The sequence below is a fragment of the Nocardiopsis sediminis genome, assembly GCF_042650565.1.
GTDB classification, from domain to species: Bacteria; Actinomycetota; Actinomycetes; order Streptosporangiales; family Streptosporangiaceae; genus Nocardiopsis_B; species Nocardiopsis_B sediminis.
Genome location: NZ_JBHSBH010000010.1, coordinates 1 through 21,549, shown reverse-complemented (window position 1 = coordinate 21,549; position 21,549 = coordinate 1). Strand labels below are relative to the sequence as shown.

At 70.3% G+C, this 21,549-nt stretch carries 1 protein-coding gene; it reads right to left on the bottom strand.

Features of this window, described 5'->3' with window-relative positions; all coding sequences use genetic code 11:
• Nucleotides 1–2: 2 nt before the first annotated feature.
• The gene (locus tag ACFOVU_RS15100) at nt 3–21,224 is read right to left on the bottom strand and encodes a LuxR C-terminal-related transcriptional regulator (protein ID WP_378534081.1); all 21,222 of its coding nucleotides are present in this window, start codon (nt 21,222–21,224) and stop codon (nt 3–5) included.
• Between the last annotated feature and the right edge of the window lie 325 nt (nt 21,225–21,549).

Sequence of the window (21,549 nt, the reverse complement as noted above, 5' to 3'; positions counted from 1 at the left end):
GTCTACCGCCCAGCGGGTCGTCGGTGGCCGGAGGCGTATGTTTGCAGCATGTAGGCCCGCATCACCATTTCGTCATACCAGTCCTCCCGGCCGAGTCGGAGAAACTCGGGGCGCAATGCGATGATCGTGTGCACCAACCAATGCGCGTCGCGCTCTGTCAGGGGGTTGTCGATCCATTCGTTGTCATCGAAGTCGTAGTAGCTTTCCATTGTGTCGGTGAATCCGACGTCGCCCAGGTCCGCGGGGTCGTAGGGCGCATCGTCGTCTCTAGCCCAGCCGGCGCCGTGGTCGATACCGACGGCCGTTCCCTGGTCGGTGTACAGCACGTTTCCGGGGTTGCGGTCGAAGTTGCCGATGAGGACGTCCAGCAGCCCCAGTCTGCGCCAGGACACCGTTTCGGTGAATTCGGGGCCGAATTCGGGCACCGTGGACCCGGACCTACCATTCATGTAGTGCATGTACAACTCGCTGGGACCGACCCGGTAGACGCCGGGGACGTCGGCGCCGATGGCACGGCCGACCAGTGAGGCGAGTTGCTCGGCATCGGCGCGCTCGCGGGCCCGCTCCAGCTCATTGGCGACGGACCCGGGTCCCATTTCAGGGTCCCTGGTGAATTCGACGTTCTCGGTGATCTTGTGGACCGCCAGCATGCCATTTCTGAATTGCACGAGTTCGGTGAGTTCTCCTGCGCCTCCTCCCTCGCTGAACGCCCGTCGCGCGGCAATGCCGGTTCGCTCGGAGGCGACCAGGTCCTCGATCCCGTCGTAGGACGCATGCCATCGGGCGCGTCCCGCCTGGGTGTGGCTCTGTGCGGTGTCCTGCCGCTGCTCCTGCGGCGTGAACGCGTGGCCTTGGTCGGCGGCGCCGTAGTACCCGGAGCCGGATGTCTGGGCGGGATATTGGCTGGATTGGACCGGGGTGTATTGGGTTTGGGTGTGCTGGTCGCCTGCTCCCTCGGGGTGATCGCCGGCGTGCGAGCCGTAGTCGAACCGATCGGCGAGGTTGACCAAGAGGTCGGCCTCGTCGTCGGAGTCGGAATCTTCTCCACTCACTACGGCCTCAGGGGCAGTGCCAGCGCGGTTGCCCTCATCGTCGGACACGTCGTAGATGTCGTCGATGTCCATGGCCTCAGGGGCGGCCGCTGAGACCATGGTGGGCTCCTGGCCGCTGCCGGCGGGATGGGTGCTGGTGGGAATCAGTCCGACGGCGCGGGCAAGATCGCGCGCCTCGCCGGGGTTCAGTACCCCCAGACGGCGAGCGAGACTGCTGACGGCTTTCTCAACCTCGCGGATACTCCTATCCGGGCCGAGTTCCTCGCGGATACTCTCATTTGACCTGTTCAAACGACCGAAGAACCAGCGCTGGGAGTCGTCCAGAATGCTGATCCGGCCGCGGGCCCGTGCCATTCGATCCTCGGGACTCATGCCGGCGGAATCTTCATCGTTGGTGAGTCCGGCGGCTTTAGCGACGGTGGCGGCCTCGACGCGGCTGTTCACGCCGAGCGCAGCGGTGACACTACCCATGCGGACGGAGAATTCCTTGCGGCTCAAATTGAGCCGGATGATGATCTCACCGCCTGCGCGTCCGGCCCCCAAGGCGACGAGGAAGTCGAAATCGTTGTCGCCCAAATCGCCAAAGTTCCCGATGGCCTGGGTAATTTGCTCGGCGGTGAACTCCCTGGCGGGAACCAGTCCGGCGGCGACGGCGCCGACCTCGGCGCGGTCGAGCACCCCCAGACGGCGAATGAGGCTGCTGACGGCTTTTTCAACCTCGCGGATACTCGTATCCGGACCGAGTTCCTCGCGGATACTCTCATTTGACCTGTCCACGCGGGCGAAGAACCAGCGCCGGTGGTCGTTCAGGACGCCGGCCCGGGCGCGGGCCCGTGCCATTCGATCCTCGGGACTCATGCCGGCGGGATCGTCGTCGTTGGTGAGTCGGGCGGCAACGGCCACATCGGCCGCCTCGACAGGGCCTTTCACGCCGAGGATACGAGCGACACGCTTCATTCGTTGGGCGAAGCCGGGGGCATCGTCCTTGCGTCCGGCCCCCAGGGCGACGAGGAAGTCGAAATCATCGTCGCTCAGATCCCCGATTTTCCTGATGGCCGCCTGTTGCTCGGCTGTCGGTTCGACGGCGTCGTGGCCGGTACCCGGGGCGGGGTCTTCATCGTGGAGGTCGGAGGCATCGGGAAGGTCACCGTCCTCCTCACCAATGGTGTCGTGCAGGCCTCCGCCGTCCTCACCGTCCGGGTCCGAGGAGCCTCCGTTCTCCCCGGTGGAAGTCTCGGGCACCTTCAGGGGATCGGCAGGTCCACCGGCGAGGTGGGCGCCGACGCTTCCGGAATCGGAGTCGGAGTGAAAGACGATGGCCTCGGGGCCGACCTCGGCGTCGGCGAGGCTGCTTTCGTGGTCGGAGCGACCGTAGCGGTCAACGGAATCACCGGGGGCGGCGGCCTCTCCGTCCACCGCACGACCGGCCGCGCCGGCTTCAGCGCGCTCGGCCTCCTCAAGAAGCCGATCGATGTCGTCAACGAGGCCCCTGGCCGAGCCTGGATTTCGATCATCGAGCCTGCTGAGGATGACGGAGTCCGCCAAGCCCTTCTTGATAAGGGCCAGCGCTCTGCTCTGAACATCGGGATCGTCATCGCCCTGGGCCGCGCGGGCGATGGCGAGCACATCGTCGCGGGACTCCACTTGCAGATGGTTGCGCAGGCGGAAGATGTAGGTCTTGAACGTACCTGGTTTCATGCTGGGCGCATGTTCGTCGAGGATGACCTGGTTGCCCGGCCCTTGCTTCAGGTGCTTGGCGAATTCGAACAGGCCGCGTCCACGTCCGCCCAGGAGTCTGCCTGCCAGTACACCGACGAGTTCGCGAGCGCGATCCCGACCGGTCGGCGCGGTGCCCGGATCACCAGCGGCCACGCGCGGGCCCGGTTCACCACCGAAAAGGAACGAGTCGTCAAGGATGTCGAGGAAGACCTCACCGGGGGCCTCGGGCAGGACCTGAGGGTCGTCGGTGCGCTCGGCCACACGGACGAGGGCGAGCAGCTCGGCGCGGCTGAACACGCCCGATCGCTCGCACATCCGGCCCAGGTAGTTCTTGACGGTTCGCTCTTTCACTCCGGTGAGTTCGACGATCTGGGAGACGGTCTTCCCCTGCGCGAGGCAACGCCGGATCTTTCGCTGGGTGGGCGATACGGTCGCCTGTGCCAGGAGTTCCCTGGCACGGGCCGGGGGGAAGTCCTGCTCCGCTACCAGGGTCAGCCCGGCCTCGCGGGCGATGGCGACCGCGCCCTCGCGGTCGGCCACGCCCAAACGGCGGTAAACGTGCTCAACGACCTCCGACTCGAAATGTCCCGCTCCCGCTTGCGTGCCGACACCCGCGGCGATCTGCGACACGGAAAGCTCCGTCCGCGTGAGGAGGGCCAGGACCCTGCGCGGGCGGGACTCGAGCCGACGCACGAGTTCGCGAGCGTCGACGTCCTCACTGGAGCCCGCGGGGTCGGCGTCACGGAACTCCGGCAGGACCTCGCGGGCGAAGGTGACCCCTTGGGCGCGGTTCAGACTCAGATGACCGAGAGCGCGATAGATGTCACTATCGATCGCTTGGTCCTTGTCGTCGCCCAGGTCGAACATCGCCTTAATCCGTGTGACGATCTCGGGATTCCTCAGCCCGGCGCCGAGGAGGCCGACGGCGGTGTGCTGGCGGTGGGACAGCGAATCCATCTGGCCGAGCGCATGGTCTCGCTGGGCCTCGGTGAGGTTTCCCCCAGGCTCGGGCGGGGGCGGGGGCGGGGGAGGGAATCCTGGCTCACCGGCCAGGTCGATGGCCTGGGCGCGGGACACTCCCATACGGTCGGCGGCGCGCCTCAACAGTAAGTCGGCCGACTTCCTAGTGAAGTCGGGAAGATCACCGATCTCGCTCAAGCTCAGACCGCTATGCCGCAGGACCAGGACCCGGTGCTGCCCGGGGGTCAGGCCCTTCGCCTTCTCGAGAGCGGCGGCTCTCTGAGGGCGGGTGAGCTCCACGGCGCGGGCGGACCGGCGCGATGAGCGCTGCGGGCCGGCCGGAAGCGCGTCTTGCGGCGCCGGAGGCACCGCACGACCACCGCTCTCTCCCTCGCTGCGAGCAGGGTCGGACACCGGTACGGGTACGGGCAGATGCAGGAAACCGGGTTGGATCGTCTTGTAGCGTGCCGGGTACGCGGCGCGACCGCCTCTTTCGGTACCAGCAGGTTCGGGTGCGGGTTCGGCCGCAGGTGCGTGAGAACGACCGTCGTCCTCGGCCGGAGATCGGCCGGCAGCCTGTTCCGGGCCGGGGACGGGGGCATCGGGAAGGACATCGAGCTCGTCGTTCTGCGCCGGGCCGGGAGTGCGAGAAGGGTCACCGGAGACGACGTCATCACCCATGACGACGTCCATCCCGCTCTCGGCGGAGGGCTCCCCCCAGGCGCCGAGGTCAACGGGGTTCTCGTCCGGATCGGCCGGGACGTTCGGGAAGTCGCCGGGGTTGCCCGGATCCAAATGGTCGGGGCCGCCGTACTCCTCGCCGTCGGTCAGATCGTCCAAGCCATCGAAGGTCCCCTGACTGGTAGGGCTGGGGGCATCGGGGAGCTCCACGTCGCCGGAGCCGTCCGGGTCGTTCGCCGGGTCGGGGTCGACCTCGCCGAATCGGGAGAAGTCGAAGTCGTCCACGGGAGACGGCGTGCTCAGGTCCACGAGGCTGGGGTCGACATAGTGGGCGAATTCCTCGCCGTAGTAGGAGGAGGAGTCGTTGGGGTCGGTGCCCTCGAAGAACACCCAGGGCCGCGCGTGTTCGGCGGCGAGGGGCTCGACGTCGAGCTGGTACTTGCGGATGAGGCCGTCGACGTAGTCCTCGAACGACCCGGGCTGCTCGTCGTTCTTCTTAGCGCGGGCGTGGAAATCGGGTTTGGGCCGGTGGCCGCGGTCCATGGGGTCGTGGGCGTCGGCCGCTTCCTGCGACCGCGCCGGCGCAGGGTCATAGAAACCGTCCACGTCGCTGTCGGAGTCCAACGCACCGTCCACGGCCCGCCCACGAGCCCCCAGCCCACCGGACACCCAACCGCCACCGGCGCGGCCAGCGCCGTTAAGGCCACCCCGCCCGGTACCTTCCGAGCGCGACGGAGGCGGAGCCAAAGAGGACCCACTCGCCCCACCACCGGGTCCCGGTGTAGGCGCCGGCGGAGCAGCACCACCACCCGGACCCGGGCCTCGCCCGGGGCCGGGCCCACCCCCATTACCTGAGTCGCCGTCGAAGTCACCGTCACCGTCATCATCGTCGGAGTCGGAGTCGGATTCGGAGTCGATGACCATCGCATCGTGGGCGGCCCCGCCCTCGGCCGGGTTGCGTCGATCGCCGGAGTCTCCGTACCGGTCGACGTCCTCGGCTGGGACGGCGTCCTCGCCCGAACCGCCGGGCGCGCCGGCTTCAGCGCGCTCGGCCGCCTCCAGAAGGCCATCGATTTCCCTAACGAGGCCCGCGGCCCAGCCTTCAGTACGGCCATCGCGGCCATCGTCGAGCCTGCGGAGGATGACGGGGTCCCCCAAGCCCTTCTTGATAAGGGCCAGCGCACTGCTCTGGACTTCGGGATCGTCATCGCCCCGGGCCGCGCGAGCGATGGCGAACATATCGCCCCGGGAATCCGCACGCAGATGCTTGCGGATGGCGCGGACGTCGTTGTAGATCGTGGCTGGCGTCCGCCTGGGCGTGAGCATGTCGGCGATGGCCTTGGCGTCCAACCCTTGTACCAGGAGGTTCAGAACGCTGCGCCGGGGGGGCTGAAGTCCGTCCAGGTATCTGTCGGCGAGTTTACGGACGAGTTCGCGAGCGACGTCCCGGGCGCCCGTCGCGGCGGCGCGGCCGCCGGCGGCCGCGCCGCCGCGCGGAGCCGGGCCACCGCCGGGGAGGGGAACGCTGTCAGGGATGTCGAGGAAGATGGTGCCGGGAGCTCCGGGCGGGGCCTCGGGGCCGGCGTCCCGGGCCGCACGGGCGATGGCAACCGCCTCGGCGACGCTGAACACGCCCAATCGTTCCTGGATCTTGCCGATGAGCCGACTGATGGTGGACTTACTCAGTCTGTGATGTCCGTCGACGATCTGGGAAGTGGTCTGCTCCTGCACGAGAAGGCCCAGGATCTCGTGCTGGTCGTCCGACAGGTCGGCCTCCGCCAGGAGTTCGCCGGCCCGGGCAGGGGGAAGGTCACTGGCCGATACCAGGGTCAGTCCCGCCGCTCGGGCGATGGCGACCGCGCCCTCGCGGTCGCCCGAATCCAGGTACAAAACGGTGTAGACGTACTCGACCTCGGACTCGAACAACCCCGACCGCGCGCCGACGCCCGCGCGGATGGCGGACAGTGAAAGATCCGTTCGCATGAGGAGAGCCAGCACTCTGCGCTCACGGGGCTCAAGCCGCTGCACGAGTATGCGAGCGACCTCCTCGGGGGAGCCGACAGGGGCGGGCTCCCGGTACCTCGGCATTTCCTTCGCGGCGAGCTTGGCCCCTTGGGCGGGGGACAGACTCCCCAGGTGCTTAAGGGCACCTGAGATGTAGTTTTCGGCCGTCTGGCGCCCAACGTCGTAGAACCACTTAAGCTTTGTGGCGATCGCGGCGTTACTCAGCCCGGTGCCGAGGAGCTCGAAGGCGTATTTCTGGCGCTCGGGAAGTGAAGCCATCTGCTCGCGTGCGTGGGCAAGCTGCTCGGGGGTGAGCTCTCCCCCCCTGGGCGCGGGGGGCACCAGGGGGCCGGAGGGGAGCGGGAACCCGGGGTCGCCGGCAAGGTCAACGGCCTGGGCGCGGGTCACCTCCAAATCCTTGGCGGCGTTCTGCAGGAACACGTCGATCGAAGGCTTGCTGAAGCCGGTCAGCTTGGCGATGGCGGGGATACTCCGGCCGCTGTTGCGCAGGATAAGCGCTCGGCGGTAGCGGTCGGGCAGGTTCTCCGCCTTCTCCAGAGCAGCGGCCCGCTGCTCGCGGGAGAGCGCCACGGCGGGCGCGGACGGGCCGCCACGCCGCCGTGCGCCGGGCGGGCGCGCATTCTCGCGCGCCGGGGGCACGGCTCGGTCGCCGCTCTCCCTACCGGCAGGGCCGTCCCCGCTCTCCCCACTAGCAGGGCCGCCGCCCTCCGCACCGGACGCCGGTGCGGGCAGGCGCAGGAGACCGACCGGGATATCCTTGCGACCCACCCGGGGCACATCACGACCCTCGCCCCCACCACGAGCCGCCCCAGGCGCCCGCCCGTCCGCGTGAGCGCCATCATCAGATACCTCGGCCCCCCGGCCAGGCATGACCTTCCCGGTGCCCGCAGGAGCGGAGGACAGACCGCCGTCCTCGGCCGGACGACCTGGGCCACCGAGGCTGCCGAAACGCAAGGGCTCGAAGCGGCGGCCGGAATCGCCGCCCTCCTCTCCGGAGTCGGCGGAGAGCGGACTCAAGCTGCCGAACGTGTCCTCGGAGCCGGCATCCGAGGCGGGCCCCCCGTCGTCGGAGTCGTCGTCGTACAGGGCCGGGCCCGGGTCAGGGGTGTCGGAACGGTCGCCGGGAATCACGCCCTGGAGAACGAGGGCGTCATACACAGCGTTGTGGTGGGCGATCTCCTCGGGGGTCAGCCACGGGTATTCAGCCCACGAGATGCGCACATCGGCAGGGGGGTGACGTTTGTCAAAGCCGGAGTCCTCGCCGCCACCGGGGAACGCGTCGAAGTGCGGGGCATCGGGGTCGCCCTGGGCCGGGCCGGAGTCGGCCTCACCCTCACCGCCGGAGCCGGAGCCGGAGCCGGAGACGTCATCGATATCCATGGCCCCGGGGCCGGCGTCGGCATCGTCGCGCTCGTTGTCGGAGGCGCTGTAGAGGTCATCTCCATCGTCGATGGCCATGGCCTCAGGGGTGGCTGCCGGGACCGCGGTTGACTCCCGGCCGCCGTCGGCAGCAGGGGTGACGGCGGGAACCAGTCCGGCGGCAATGGCGGCGGCGACCGCCTCGGCGCGGTCCAGCACCCCCAGGCGGTGGAGGAGTTCGTCGACCTCTTTTCCAACCGCTTTACTAGTGCCGCCGGATTCCGAGGTGAGGCGGCTGAGGAGCCGGCGCCGGTCGTCACCCAGGGTGTGAATCCGGATGTGAGCCCTTTTCGCTCGATCATCGCGTGTCAGGTCAGAGGGTCGGGTGTCGTCGGTGAGTCCGGCGGCTCGGGCGACGGCGACCGCCTCGGCGCTGTCATTCACGTCAAGGGTCCTGATGACACGCCCCATGACGAGGTCGTATTGCTTCTCGCTCCCCCGATTTATTCGGGGGACGATCTCGAGATCGCTGCGCCCAGCACCCAGTGCGACGAGGAAATCGAATTCAAGTGCTGTCAATTCGGCAATGTTAGCGATACGCTGAGTCATTTGCTCGGCGGTGAATTCTCTAGCGGGAATCAGCCCGATGGCTGCGGCGACGGCGCTCGCCTCGGCACGGTTCAGCACCCCCAGGCGGTGAACAAGACTGTGGATATTGTTATCAATCGCGGCGCTACTTCTATCCGTGCCGAGTTCCGCGCGGATGTCGACAGGCAGCTTACTCACGAGGCTGAGGAGCCGGAGCTGGTAGTCGCCCAGGAAACGGACTCGGGCACGCCCCCGTTCCAATCGTGCATCGCGTGTCAGCTCGTGGGGACGGCGGTCGTCGGTGAGTCCGGCGGCTCGGGCGACGGCGACCGCCTCCTCGCCACCGACATTCAGGGCCTTGATGACGCCCGCCATCCGGGCCCTGGATCTATGGTCCGCACTGGTGGTGGTCACGTCGATACTCCCGGCCCCCAGAGCGACAAAGAAGTCGAACTCGCCGTCCCCCAGCCTCCAGATCTCGCCCATCGCCCGGTATTGCTCAGCGGTCGGTTCGACGGTGCCATGGCCGGTGGTGCTTGTCGCCGGGGCGGCAACGTAACGGCCGGAGGCGCCGGGGAGGTCGCTGGGGGCGGCACCCGCCTGGTAGCCCTGGTGCGCATCACCGGAAGGATTGGGCTGCCATCCCATGGGCGGAACCCACCCGGCGGGCACGACCTCGGCCTCGACGAACCACAGGTCCTCGACGCCCGCACCGGCAACCCGCTCACCGGGCTGCCGGTAGACGGCATGGATGACGATGCGCGACGCCCGAGCCAGCACCAATCGCCGCCCGCCATCGGCGCCGCCGCCCATGTAGACCGCCGGGTACCCATTGGGGACACGGAGCATGATGTACACGGGCGCGTCCTCGGCGGCACGCGTACCGAAAGTACCGGCGAGGAAATGCGGGATATCCACGATGCCGGGGATAGTGCCTGAGAGGCCCCCAGGACCGATGCCCAGCCGCCGCAGCAGGGCCGCCCCGGCACCCAGGTGCACCGTGACCGACATGGGCAGGGCCGCCGACCACACAACGGCATCGATACCGGTGACGATCCGCTGGAAGGCATCGCGATCGCCCGGCGCGACGACACCGGTCGCCAACCCGTTGTCCACCATGTCACGGGCATGGCCCGTGTACTCCAAGAGAGAGCGGACCTGGTCAGCAGTGGCGTTCACGGCATCGGCGACCTGCCCTGGACCCGTGGCCCCATCCGGCGTCGCCACAGTGGGCAAGGAGTTCCGAGCCCACTGGTCCGTGGCCCCGTTGTCGGTCCGGGCACGGACATTGTTGCCCATACCCCCGCCTGAAGCCTGCTCCTGGCGCCCGCCCTTCCACAGAACATGCGGAAGCGGCAGGACGCCGCCGGGGGGTTGTCCCGGGACATCGGTGCCGGCCATGAACGCCCAGGTCTGCCCGTCCTCGACGGACTGGGGTTCGATGAGCCCGTACCCGGTGAGGCGGGCGACCATCCCCTCGATCGTCGGCTCCTCCTCCCCGGTCGACTTGTCCGACTTGGGGTCCACCACGAAGCCCGGGGTCGGCGCGGACGGCTCGGAGTCGTAGAACCCGTCGGAGAAGTCGTCATCGGACAAATCGCCGGCCACGTCGCGGGCGTCGTTCCCGCGATAACCGGCGGAACGGCCCCGTCCGCCCGAGGCGGCGGACCCTCCGGTGCCGGCACCGCGCGAGTCTCCGGTGCCGCCGCCCCCGGCACCGCCACTGGGGCGGCCGGCAGCCGAGGATTGCCCTCTCGCCCCACCACCAGGCGCAGACGCAGAAGCACCACCGTCCGGCCCCGGACCGGGCCGGGGGCCCGGTCCGCCCCCACCGCCGGGACCCCCACCGCTGAAGTCATCATCGCGGCCGCTGTCGTCATCGGAGTCCGAGGAATCGCCGTCCTCCTCGCCGGAGGCCTGGGAGTCGTCGGAGTCGTGACCGTCGTGCGGGTCATTGGCGGGGAGCGGGTTCTGGTGCGCCGGGCGCGCGGCATGGTTACCGCTCTCCTCGGCGGCCGCCGTGGCACCGGTCGCTTCGGTCGGAGTCCCGGGCTCGGATGCCGGACGCCGCGACGTGGCGGGGACGGGGTTGAGCGCGCTGCTGAACAGGTCGTCAAGGCTCACGCTGCGCTGCGGCGCCGGGGCCGTTCGCGGGGTGGCGTCGGCGGCTGTGGCGGGCTCCGCCGGGGCCGACGCGGCCGTCGGCGTGGGCGTCGGCGCCTCGGCCACGGGCGGGGCCCCGGTCAGCGACCCGGCCGCTGGGCCCACGTCCGGCGCGGACTGGGGCGTCTGTGTGCGCGCGGAGGGCGGCGCGCCGTCGCCGTTTTCGGACGGGGACGCACCATTCAGCACCGATGGCGTTGAACTGCCAGGGGCCGGGGCGGCATCGGGTCGCGGCGCTTCCACGGCCACAGGCACCGGTACCGGCGGGGCCGCATGGGCATGGGTCGGCGGAGGGGAGGGCGTGCCGCTCTGTCCGGCCGGCGTCGACAATCCGCCCTCCGGTTCGGACTTGGTTCGGGCGGCGTCCCAGTCCTCGAAGGCGCGCCGGGACTCCGCGTGCAGGCGGTCGACCGTCGCGCGTTGGGCGTCGAAGGCCGCCTGAGCGTCCCGGAGGCGCCCGGTGTCCCCGCTCTGGCGGTCCTCCCCTACCGCGCGCTCCAGCGCCGGCAGCTCAAGGGACTCCCGGGCGGCGTTCCGGGCCGCGTTCCAGACCCCGAAGCCCTGCCAGAACTCCGCGTGCAGGTCGTCCACCGTCGTACGCTGCCGGTCGTAGGCTTCCTGGGCGTCGCGCAGGCGCGTGGCGTCCCCGCTCCGCTGGGCGTCCTCGACCCCCCTCACCAGTTCCGGGAGCTTGCGGCGGGCCTCGAAGTAGGTCTTCTCGGCCTCGCCGAACGCCTCCTGGCTCTCATACAGGGTGTCCCACAGCGCCTTGTTCGCGTCGACCCCGTCCACGAGCCCGAGCTCGCGCGCCTGCTCGTGGTCGAGCCAGGTGGTGATCTCCGACTCGACCTCGGCCATCCCGACCTGGTCGCGGGAGAATCCGAGGTGCTTGACCTGCGCGACCGGCGATTCAGCGGCGACCAGCCACGTCGTGGGGATGGCGGCCAGGTAGGCGCGCTTGCTCGATGTGGGCACGCGATGCCGGTCGGTCCGGGTGCTGTTCGAGGCGGCCGCGGTGGAGTACTTGTCGGCGGACATGCCCGCTTCCGCCGCGCCGCGCGGCCAGGCCTGGTCGAGCGGTCTCCCCAGGTTGCCCGCCGACGCACCGCCGGAGACGGTCGAGGACTGCTCCGCCGACGCCTCGGTCTTGTGGGTGTGCTGCCGGGAGCCGCCGTGTGCGGAGTCGACCGACACGTCGATCAGCCGGATGCCCTTGGCGCTGGGGACCGCGTGCAGGCGCCATTGGAGGTCGGCGAAGGTGAACGCCCGGTCGCGGAACAGGTCGGGCAGGGCCGTCCCGCCGTCGGCGGCGGGCGCGAAGTTCACCGTCAGCGCCAGGCCGGTGAGGGCGGCGGGGATGTCCTCGGCGCGGGGGCCCATCTTGCCGACCAGGTAGTCGCGTGCGGACCGGATGGTGGCGGCGGGCGACGCGTTCTGCGGCGGCTGCCACCCCGACGCGGTGGCCGCGGCGATGTAGCCGGCGTTGGTGACCGCCGATCCGTCGCCCGCCACCGACAGCGCGTGCAGCCGCGGCATCGGCGCCGGCGGGGCGGTCTGGGGGCCGGTGTCCTGGGCTGCGGCGTGGCGCCTGTCGGCGGTCCACGCCTCGGCGGCCGGTTCGAGCCGCTGGTTCGGCGAGGGCAGGGCCCGGGGGGTGCCCGCTCTGGGCGCCTGCGCCCCGGTCCGGCCTCCGTCGATGAGGTAGGGGGCGGGGTAGACCTCGCGCGTCCGCCCGGCAGGGGTCTGGGCGACGATGGTGTCGTCCCTGCCCTCGATCTCCAGGTACAGGTGCAGGGAGGCGTCGCTGCCGAGGACCGCATAGGGGCCCTTGATGGTGGTGTCGGCCGGCTCGGCGGTGGTATCGGTGGTCTTGTCGGTGGCCGAGGTCCCGGTCTTGTGCGATGCGCCGCCCCCGGTCGTCCACCGGTTGTCCGGGCCTTTCGCCGCCGCCTCGTTGTTGTTGCTGTTGCCGAACGGCGAGTACAGCATCGCGAAGTCGCTGCCGAGCGTGCTGTCCTCCTTGGTGCCCTCGGAGCCGACGGTCTCGACGGAGCGCGTGCGCACGTCCTTGAAGTCGGCCTTCGCGCCGACCCGGTCGACCTCGGTGTTCTGCCGGATGATGTCGACGGTGATCTTCGCCGACTTCGACAGGTGGGCGCGGCTCGTGGAGCGGACCCTGACGTCGATCGGCACGGCCCGGGCGGTGGCGTCGTCCAGCCCTCTGGTGAGGTGCTCGCCCACGCGCTGGAGAAGGATTTCGCGGCTGGTGCCGGTGAGTTCCAGCCCCTCGTCGGCCAGCCGCTGCATGAGGATGTCGACGGCGGGGCCGGCGTCGGGACCCTGGCGGCGGTGGCCCAGTCCGGCGAAGCCGGGCCGCGGGGACCAGTCGGGCCGGGGTGCGGTGTGGCCCTCCAGCGCTGCGGGTGCGGGGGTGCCGTCGCCGTCCCGCGTGATGGCGTCCTTGACCAGGCCGCCGGCGTAGGCCTCGGCTTCGGAGATGAAGCCGAACTCGGCCCCGGGTACGTCGGTGTGCACACCGTGGTGGGAGGCGCCGGCGGAGCGGCCCGGCACCGTTGCGATGAGCTTCCAGTCCTTCTTGGCCTCGGCCGCCTGGTCGAAGGAGAGGTCGGCGGTGTAGGGGAAGGAGCCGCCCTGCGGGGTCACGGAGGTCTCCCGTGACGCGGTGACCGAGCCGGCCGTGCTCTTCGTGGTCGCGCGCGAGTAGGGGGTCCACGATGCGCCCGGCGCGACGCCGGGGCGCCGTTCGGAGCCCGCGCCCGGAGCCGGGTCGGTCCCCGGTGGGACCTCGTCGTTGGGGTTGGGGCGGACCCCTCCGGAGATGGCGAGCGAGCGGGTGTGGCCGGCGTAGGTGCGGGTCGAGCCGACCGGGACCTCGCCGCTGGAGGACACCTCCGTCGTGGTGTCCGGCATCAGGTCGAACAGCCGGAAGTCGCCGCGGGCGGCGCGGGTGACCAGGGTCGGCAGCCCGCGCCAGCGCCACGAGGTGTCGACCTGCATCCGGCCGCTGCGCAGGCCGTAGCGCGACAGCAGCTGGGACAGGTTGCCCGTGAGCATGGGTGACAGCAGGAGCCGGCGCAGGTAGTCGTGGGCGCCCCGGGATCGGCGCAGGAAGTCCTGGAACCCCGGGGTGGTGTCGGTGAGCAGCCGGTTGCCCAGGCGGTAGAGGTCGGGCGCGGTGACCGTCTCGGGTGCGGTGGGCACGCTGTCGAGGGGGTGGGGGGCGGGGCGGGGCCCGGTGCCGAGCACGATCGCGCGGGCCTCATCGGGGGTCAGCCGGCGCGGGCCCGCGGGTGTCGCCGCCTGGTCGGAGGCCTGGGGGGTCGTGGCCTCCGGTTCAGCGGGCGGTGTCGCGGTCTCGGGACGCCCGGTGGGGCGGGTGCCGGCCGTGGCCGGGGCCGTCGGGGCCTGCGCGGGATCGACGTCGCGGCCGGGCGCGGACTCGACCTCCATGCGCGCCCGTGGCCCCTGGATGCGGACGGTGTGCCCGTCGTAGGCGGTCCCGTTCTCGCCGCGGCCGAGGGTGATGTTGCCTTCGGCGTCGCGTCCGGCGAGGTCGCTCGCCTTGCGGAATTTGCCGATCTCGAACCATGGGTCGAGGTTCCAGCGCCACACATCGGTGTCGCCGGTCGTCTTGACGGTGGTCTCGGTCGTCCCCTTGACGCCGTGCTCCTGGGTCCGTCCCCGCGGCTGGGACGCCTCCGCCGTGGCGTCGAGGCCCCCCATGTTCTTGCGCACGCCGGCCGCATCGACTTCTGAGCCCCGGCCGTGGAGCCCGACCTTGACCTGCTCGGTCCAGGTCTTGGCGCGTTCGCGCGAATCCGTGACTCCGGCGGAGCCGGCCACCCTGGACTCGGTCCCGACGGTGGAGGTGCCGCCGAATGTGCGGCCGGTGGCGTCGGCGCCCAGCCGCACCGTGACGAAGGGCGGCCGGAAGACGCCCCCCTTGTTCGCCAGGCTGGGGTCGATACGCGCGGTCTCGATCAGGTGCACGTCGAACCCGGACGTCGTCCACTCCGCCCAGTGCTTGTCCAGGTCGGCGATCGCGTGCAGGACCAGCAGGGTGTTGGCGAGCGCCTGATCGTAGTCGCGGCGCAGGCCGCGGCGTTCGCGCGGGGTGCGGTGGTCGCCGGGCCCGGTGCCGGGACGGCGGGCGTAGGTCTTCTTGGACGCCGTGGCGAGGTCGGGCACCACCAGACCGGGGTGGCGCTCGGCGATCCCGGTCAGCACGGCCCGCGCGTAGTCGTCGTGGAAGGTGCGGGGCCGGGCGGGCGCCTCGTCGGGCCCTGCTTCCGGGGTTCCGGCGGGCGGGTCCATACGGTAGCGGCTGCCGTCCGGGTGGGTCACTTCGCGGAGCGTCGTCCCGCCCCAGTGCGCGGGGCGGTCGGTCGTCAGGTGCTCGAAGAGCGGGACGCGCCGCGCGGCGGCCTCGGGGGTCGGCTCGTCGAGGCCGGCCATGCGCCGGGCATCGCCCACCGTGATCTGCTCGATCGACCGGCCCGGCGAGCTCATCAGCGTGCCGTCGCCGGAGAGCGTCGCGTAGAACACCCGGTCGACGTCGTAGGTCTCGACCTTGTCGGAATGGGACCTGCCCGTCCGGACGCCGCCCGTCGAGAGCGCCCGGCCCGACACGGCTTCGGCTTTGAAGGATGCCTCGAAGTGGGGCAGGTTGAGGCGCAGGAGGCCCTTGACCAGGGTGATGATGACGCCGGCCCCGCCGCCGAGTTTCAGGTGGGTCGACCGCTTCGCGGTCAGCCCCGCCTGCTTGTCGGTCTTGCCGGACCTGCCGAAGGACGCCTTGTCCGGTGCGTCCTCGACCCGTGTCAGCTCCCGGGGAACCGACCACATGGTGAGGACCCGCTCCACACCGTTGCCATCAGTGAGCACGGCCACGTTTACGGGCCCGCGGTCGAGCTGCGCCAGGAGCTCTTTGAGCTTCTCCGGGGTGGTGGCGGCGTCCAGGACCGCGCTCGTCGCGTGGTCGGTGTCGATGCCGAGGTTCTGGCGGATCTGCCGTTTCAGGCCGTCGATCGGCTCGACGTCGAGCGGATGCCCGGATCCGACGCGGTTCCCCTGGGCGTTCAGGTCACCGCGGTGGCGCGGGTCGGTGCTGAAGGGGTCGGGCAGGACGATGTGCGCCGGGGCGTCGGTGGCGGGGTCCGCGGCGGCGCCGCGGTCCTTCAACCCGCCGGGGACGATCACGCTCAGCCCGTTCGGTTCGACCACACGGGAGACCACTGCGCTCTCGGCCAGTTCGATGTTCGCGGTACGGCCGTCGCTCTCGGAGCGGCCCGCTGGGCCGTCCCCCTGACCACGCGCGCCGCGTCGGGGAGTCGGGGGCGCGTCGACGGTCAGCTCGGCCACCAGTGCGCTCACGAAGGCCTCGGGGTCGCCCTTCAGTGTCACCTCGCTCCTGCCGGCGACGCTGTCACCGACGGAGTAGGTGGTGGAGCGCTGGTTCCGGGTTCCCGAGAAGGAGAAGGTGAAGACGGGGCCCAGCATGGGGACATCGTCGGGGATCAGCCCGAGGGCGTTGACGCTGAACGAGCCCTTGACCGCGGCGGTGGAGGTCGCGGCTCCCTTCAGGGTCGACTTGGCGGCCTTCTGCACCATGGTCTTGGCTCTGACGGCGGGCGCGCTGTCGGGGCCGGTCTTCGCGGGCGCCGGGTCGTTACGCGGGGCGGGGTGCCAGGAGTCTCCCTCGGGCGACAGCGCGAGGGTGACCTGCCGCCGGCCTCCGCGCCCCAGGATGGCGAAGGTGTGGCCGCCGGGGGCGAAGTAGGGCGGGGCGGTGCGCCGCGCGTCGGCGCCCGCCGTGTCGGTGCGCACTTGTCGCTCGATCGCGTTGATCTCGTCGGGGGTGAGCCGGCCGTCGAGGTCGGCGCGGATCCGGGCGATGAACCGGTCCACGGCGGGGCCGATGGAGGGCGCGTCGACCGCCCCGCTGGTCAGCAGGTAGTTCAGCCTCCGGCCGCCCGCCGGGGTGCGCGGGGAGTCCGCCGCCGGCTCCGGCCGCGCGCCGCCCGTCTGCTGCGCAGCGGACCGGTTCCCCGTGCCGGTCACGCGCTCGGTCGAAGCCGCGGGGGCCGGGGGATCGGCGGGCGATTCGGTGCCGCCCGGGTGGCGGGCTTCGACGGCCGCTGTGTTCGTGACGTCGCCGCGGACGCCGCCGCCGTCGCCCTGTGCGGGCGGGGCGGTTTCGGCCGCACGCGGAGCCTCCTGTACCCGCGGGGCGTTCGGCTGGGTGTCCGGTCGGACGGTATCCGGGACCGGCTCCGCGGATTCGGCCGCGGCGGGCGGCTCCGGCCGCGGGTTCCCGTCCGCTTCTCCCGGAGGTTCGGTGTTCCGGGCTGTGGGAGATCCGGCGAGCCGGTCCGGGTCGCCGTAGGCGGCCCGCTCGGCGGCCTCGGCGTGCTGCCGCGCCTGCCCGGCCGGGTCGCCTGTCGGGTCGGTCGGCCGAGCGGCCTGCTCCGCTTCGGCTTCGCGGGCCAAGGCCTCGGTGGCCGTTTCCGTGACGTGCGTTGCGGGGATCGCGTCGCGGGCGAGGCCATCGACGAGCCGCTCGGCGGCCTGCGCATTGCGCTCGGCGAGATCGGCCCGCTGTTCGATGGTGAGCGCGTTCCGCTCGGCCGTCTCGGCGAAGTGCCACGCATCGTCGGCCGCGACGTCGGCCGCGTGGGCGGCGGCTTGCGCCTCCCGCTGGACGGCTTCGGAGTCGGCCCTATCGGCCGCTTCCCGCATCTGCGCGCTGGCGGTGCCGGCATCGGCGGCCAACTGCTCGTATTCGGCCCGCAGCCGGTCCGCCTCCTCACGGGCACCGGCGGCGTCGTCGCGGAGCCGTGCGGCCTTGGCGCGCGCCATGTCCGCCTCGGCGCGCAGGGCTGGGATGAGCGCCGGTCCGGAGCCGTCGACCGCCGCAGGAGGCGTACTGCGGTCCATCTCGCCCATGGCGCGGGATCGCTCAGCGGTCGGTTCGATGGTGTCATGACCGATGCGTGTGGTCGGCGTTCCATCGTGGCGGTCGGACGCGCCGGGAAGGGCGCCGGAGCCGGTGCCCGCCGTGAACGCCCAAGTCGGCCCATCCGCGGCAGAGCCGTTCCAGACGCCGTCGAGCTGGTGCTCCCAGCGGTGGGCGACGCCCTCGAACGTCCCGGACCGCTTCACGTCCTTGCCCCACCCCGAACCGTCCACGTCACCGAAGGGCGTGTCCGGGCCTCCGCCACCCCACGGATCACCGCTGCCGACCGACCGGTCCCGCTCCGACACCGGAGGCGCCGGGTCGTAGAAGCTGCCCACGCCGCTGTCGGAGTCACTCTCGCGGGCGCCGTCGTTCCCACCGACACCGGCGGAACGGACCTGCCCGCCCCGACCGGCGGGACCACCCCCGGCACCGCGCGTACCCCCGCCGTCAGAGCCTCCGCTCCAACCACCGGTGCCACCGCCCCCGGCACCACCACCGCGGCCGGTGGACCCGCCGCTGGCCCCCGCGCCACCGGCACCCGGGCCCGAACCGGCGGGACCTTGACCGCCGCCTGGGCCGGGAGGGTCACCGCCATCGTCCTCGTCGTCGGCGTCGGGAAGGTCGCCGTCGCCCTCATCATCGGAGTCCGAGAAGTCCCCGTCCCACTCACTGGAAATCCCAGGCACCGTCAGGGGATCACCCGGCCCACCGGCGAGGTGAGCGCCGGCGCTTCCGAAACCGGAGCCGGAGTCATCAATGGCCATGGCCTCGGGGCCGGCCTCAGCATCGTTGCCTCGACCGGAGACGGCATGGACACCCTCGTCGGTGACCACGGCCACCGCGTCGCCCGCTGAGACCGCGGACTCCCCACCGCTACCGGCGACACGGCGGCCGGCATCCCCGCGGAGGCGGGCGAGCAGCCCGGAGGAATAGGCCCGGGATACGGCCCCCGCCTGCTCACGACCGTTCACCCCCAAGGCGCTGACGACAGCGCGGACATGATCATCGACCGTTCTTGGGGAGGGGTTGCGGCCATCGACCATCATGATCCGCTCGGCGATCGTGCCGATGTTCCGCGTGGCCCCCAGCTGAACGAAGACCTCCCATCGCAGGGGAGGGTCCAGCTTGCCGATAGCGTCCCACATCCGGTCCAGGTCCCCGGCGGTGAGCTCCACAGCAGGAGCCACCCGGACGCGCGCTTTCCCCCGGACGCGCGGCGGCCGAGCGGCCTCCTCCCCAACGGGAGCCACGGCCCCAGCGCCGGCTTTAGGGCCGCCGGCCTCCTCCACAAGGCGACCGATTTCTTCAACACGGTCCTTGGCCCACCCCACAGGCCGGCCGTAGTCGAGCCTGCCGCTGATCTCGGGATCTTCATCCCTCAAACCTTCCTTGATAAGGCCCAGCGCCCGGAGCTGGTCGCCGGGGCCGGCAATCCCATCAGCCGCGCGGGCGAGAGCGACCACAATATCGCGGGCATCGTCGCGGCCATCCACTCCCACCTTTCCATAGATGTCGTGGACGTTGAAGTTGACATTACTTTTCTCCCTAGTGAGCTGGACGTCAAAATGACCGTCGCGCGGTACTCCCGCCATGCGCTGATCGACAATTCCCTTGTTGGTCAACCCCTTCTTCATCAAGTCCAGCACGCCGCTCTCCACGTCCCCAAAGCGCGGCAGGAATTTACGGGCCAGTTCACCGATGAGTCCGCGAGCGCGATCCGCCGGCTCAACACCCTCGGCATCAGCCGCATCCAGATCACGACGAATCCCGGCAACGAAGCCCTTGGCCCAGCCCGGTTTGCGCCGGGCATCGACCTTGCGGGCGGCGGCATCGACCCTGCGGGCGACGTCGAGGGTCTTCAAGGCTTCCGCCATGTCCTCCAGCGCCCGGAACTGGTCGCCGGTGCGGGCAGTCCCATCAGCCACACGGGCAATAGCGCCCACACCCTCGCGGTCATGGACTCCCATATTTCTATAGATATCGCCGAGACTGTCTGCGACCCTCACTTTCTCCTGATTGAGCCGGGCGTTGTCGACATCTCCGATGTCCGGCCGCCCGTCCATGAGCTCGACGGCAATTTGCTCGTTGGTCAGACCTTTCTTCAGAGACCCCAGAACCCTGCCTCGCAATCCCTTAAAGGTCGACAGGAACACTCGGGCCAATTCACCGACGCGTTCATCGACACTCTCCGCACCGGCCGGCGGAGAGCTGGGGTCGTCTTCCCGGGGCGCATCCGATGCGGCACGACTTCCAGGCGCGCCGCCGACCCCTCCCAAGAGGTCACCGATTTCTTCAACACGGCCCTCGGCCCACCCCACAGGCCGGCCGTAGTCAAGCCTGCCGCGGGACTTGCGATCCCCCAAAACTTCCTTGATAAGGCCCAGCGCCCGGACCTGCTCTTCGGGGTCGGTACTCCCATCAGCCACACGGGCAAGAGCGACCACAATACCGCGGGCATCGTCGCGGCCACTCACTCCCATCTTTCGATAGATGCGGTCAGAGACGGTTTCGCCGACACTCTTTACCTCCTTTTTGTACAGGGCGGAAAAATTACCGTCGCGCGGCACTCCCACCATGCGCTGATCGACAATGCCCTTGTTGGTCAACCCCTTCTTCATCAAGTCCAGCACGCCGCTCTCCTCGTCCCCAAAGCGCGGCAGGAATTTACGGGCCAGTTCACCGAGGCGCCTGCGAGCGAGATCCGTCGGCTCAGCACCCTCGGCATCAGCCGCATCCAGATCGCGACGAATCCCGGCAACGAACTCCTTGGCCCATCCCGACTTGCGCCGGGCATCGACCTTGTGGGCGGTGGCATCGACCCTGCGGGCGACCCTGGGGGTCTTCAAGGCTTCCGCCATGGCCTCCAGCGCCCGGCGCCGGTCACCGGGGCCGGCAGTCCCATCAGCCACACGGGCAATAGCGCTCACACCCTCGCGGTCACGGACTCCCACATTTCTATAGATATCGCCGAGATTGTTTTCGACCCTCCTTTTCTCTTTCTTGAGCCGGGCATTGTCGATGTCGTCGCCGTCCGGCCGTCCGCCCATGAATTCGACGGCGATTTGCTCGTTGGTCAGACCTTTCTTCAGAGACCTCAGAACGCTACCTTGCACGCCCTCAAAGGTCGGCAGGAGCAGTCGGGCCAATTCGTCGACACGTGCATCGACAATCACCGCACCGGCCGACGAAGATCCCGGCCCGCCCGGGCCCGGCTCACCCCGCCCGGCACGACGCCCACCCTCGCCACGGGCAGGGTCAGGCGCGGGTACGGGCAGGTCGAGAGGATCCGCCGGCTCAACACCCTCGGCATCAGCCGCGTCCAGATCACGACGAATCCCGGCAACGAACTCCTCGGCCCAGCCCGGCTCGCGGCTGGCATCGACCTTGCGGGCGGCGGCATAGACCCTGCCGGCGACGCTGGGGGTCTTCAAGGCTTCCGCCATGGCCTCCAACGCCCGGAACTGGTCGTCGCGGTCGGTACTCCCATCAGCCACACGGGCAATAGCGCCCAAACCCTCGCGGTCACGGACTCCTGCCTTTTTAGAGACGACGTAGAAATTGTCACTGGCCTTCTTTCGCCCCTTCTTGAGCCGGGCATGGTCGACGTCGCCGCTGTCCGGCTGTCCGTCCATGAGCTCGACGGCAATTTGCTCGTGGGTCAGACCTCTCTTCAGAAATCCCAGAACTCTGCCCTGCACGCCCACAAAGGTCGGCAGAAACAGTCGAACCAATTCACCGACGCGTGCATCGACAGTCTCCGCACCGGCCGACGAAGATCCCGGCCCGCCCGGGCCCGGCTCACCCCGCCCGGCACGGCCCTCACCAGGGTCAGGCGCGGGTACGTGCAGGGACAGGAGACCGGCCGGGATCGCGTTGTGACCCGGCGGGGGCGCGACTCCGGCCACGGGCGCGGGGGGACGACCGTCGCCCCCGGCCGGAAGGCCTCCGACGGCCCCCTCCGAACCGGCGACGGGGGCATCGGGAAGGACATCGAGCTCGTCGTTCCGTGCCGGGACGGGAGGA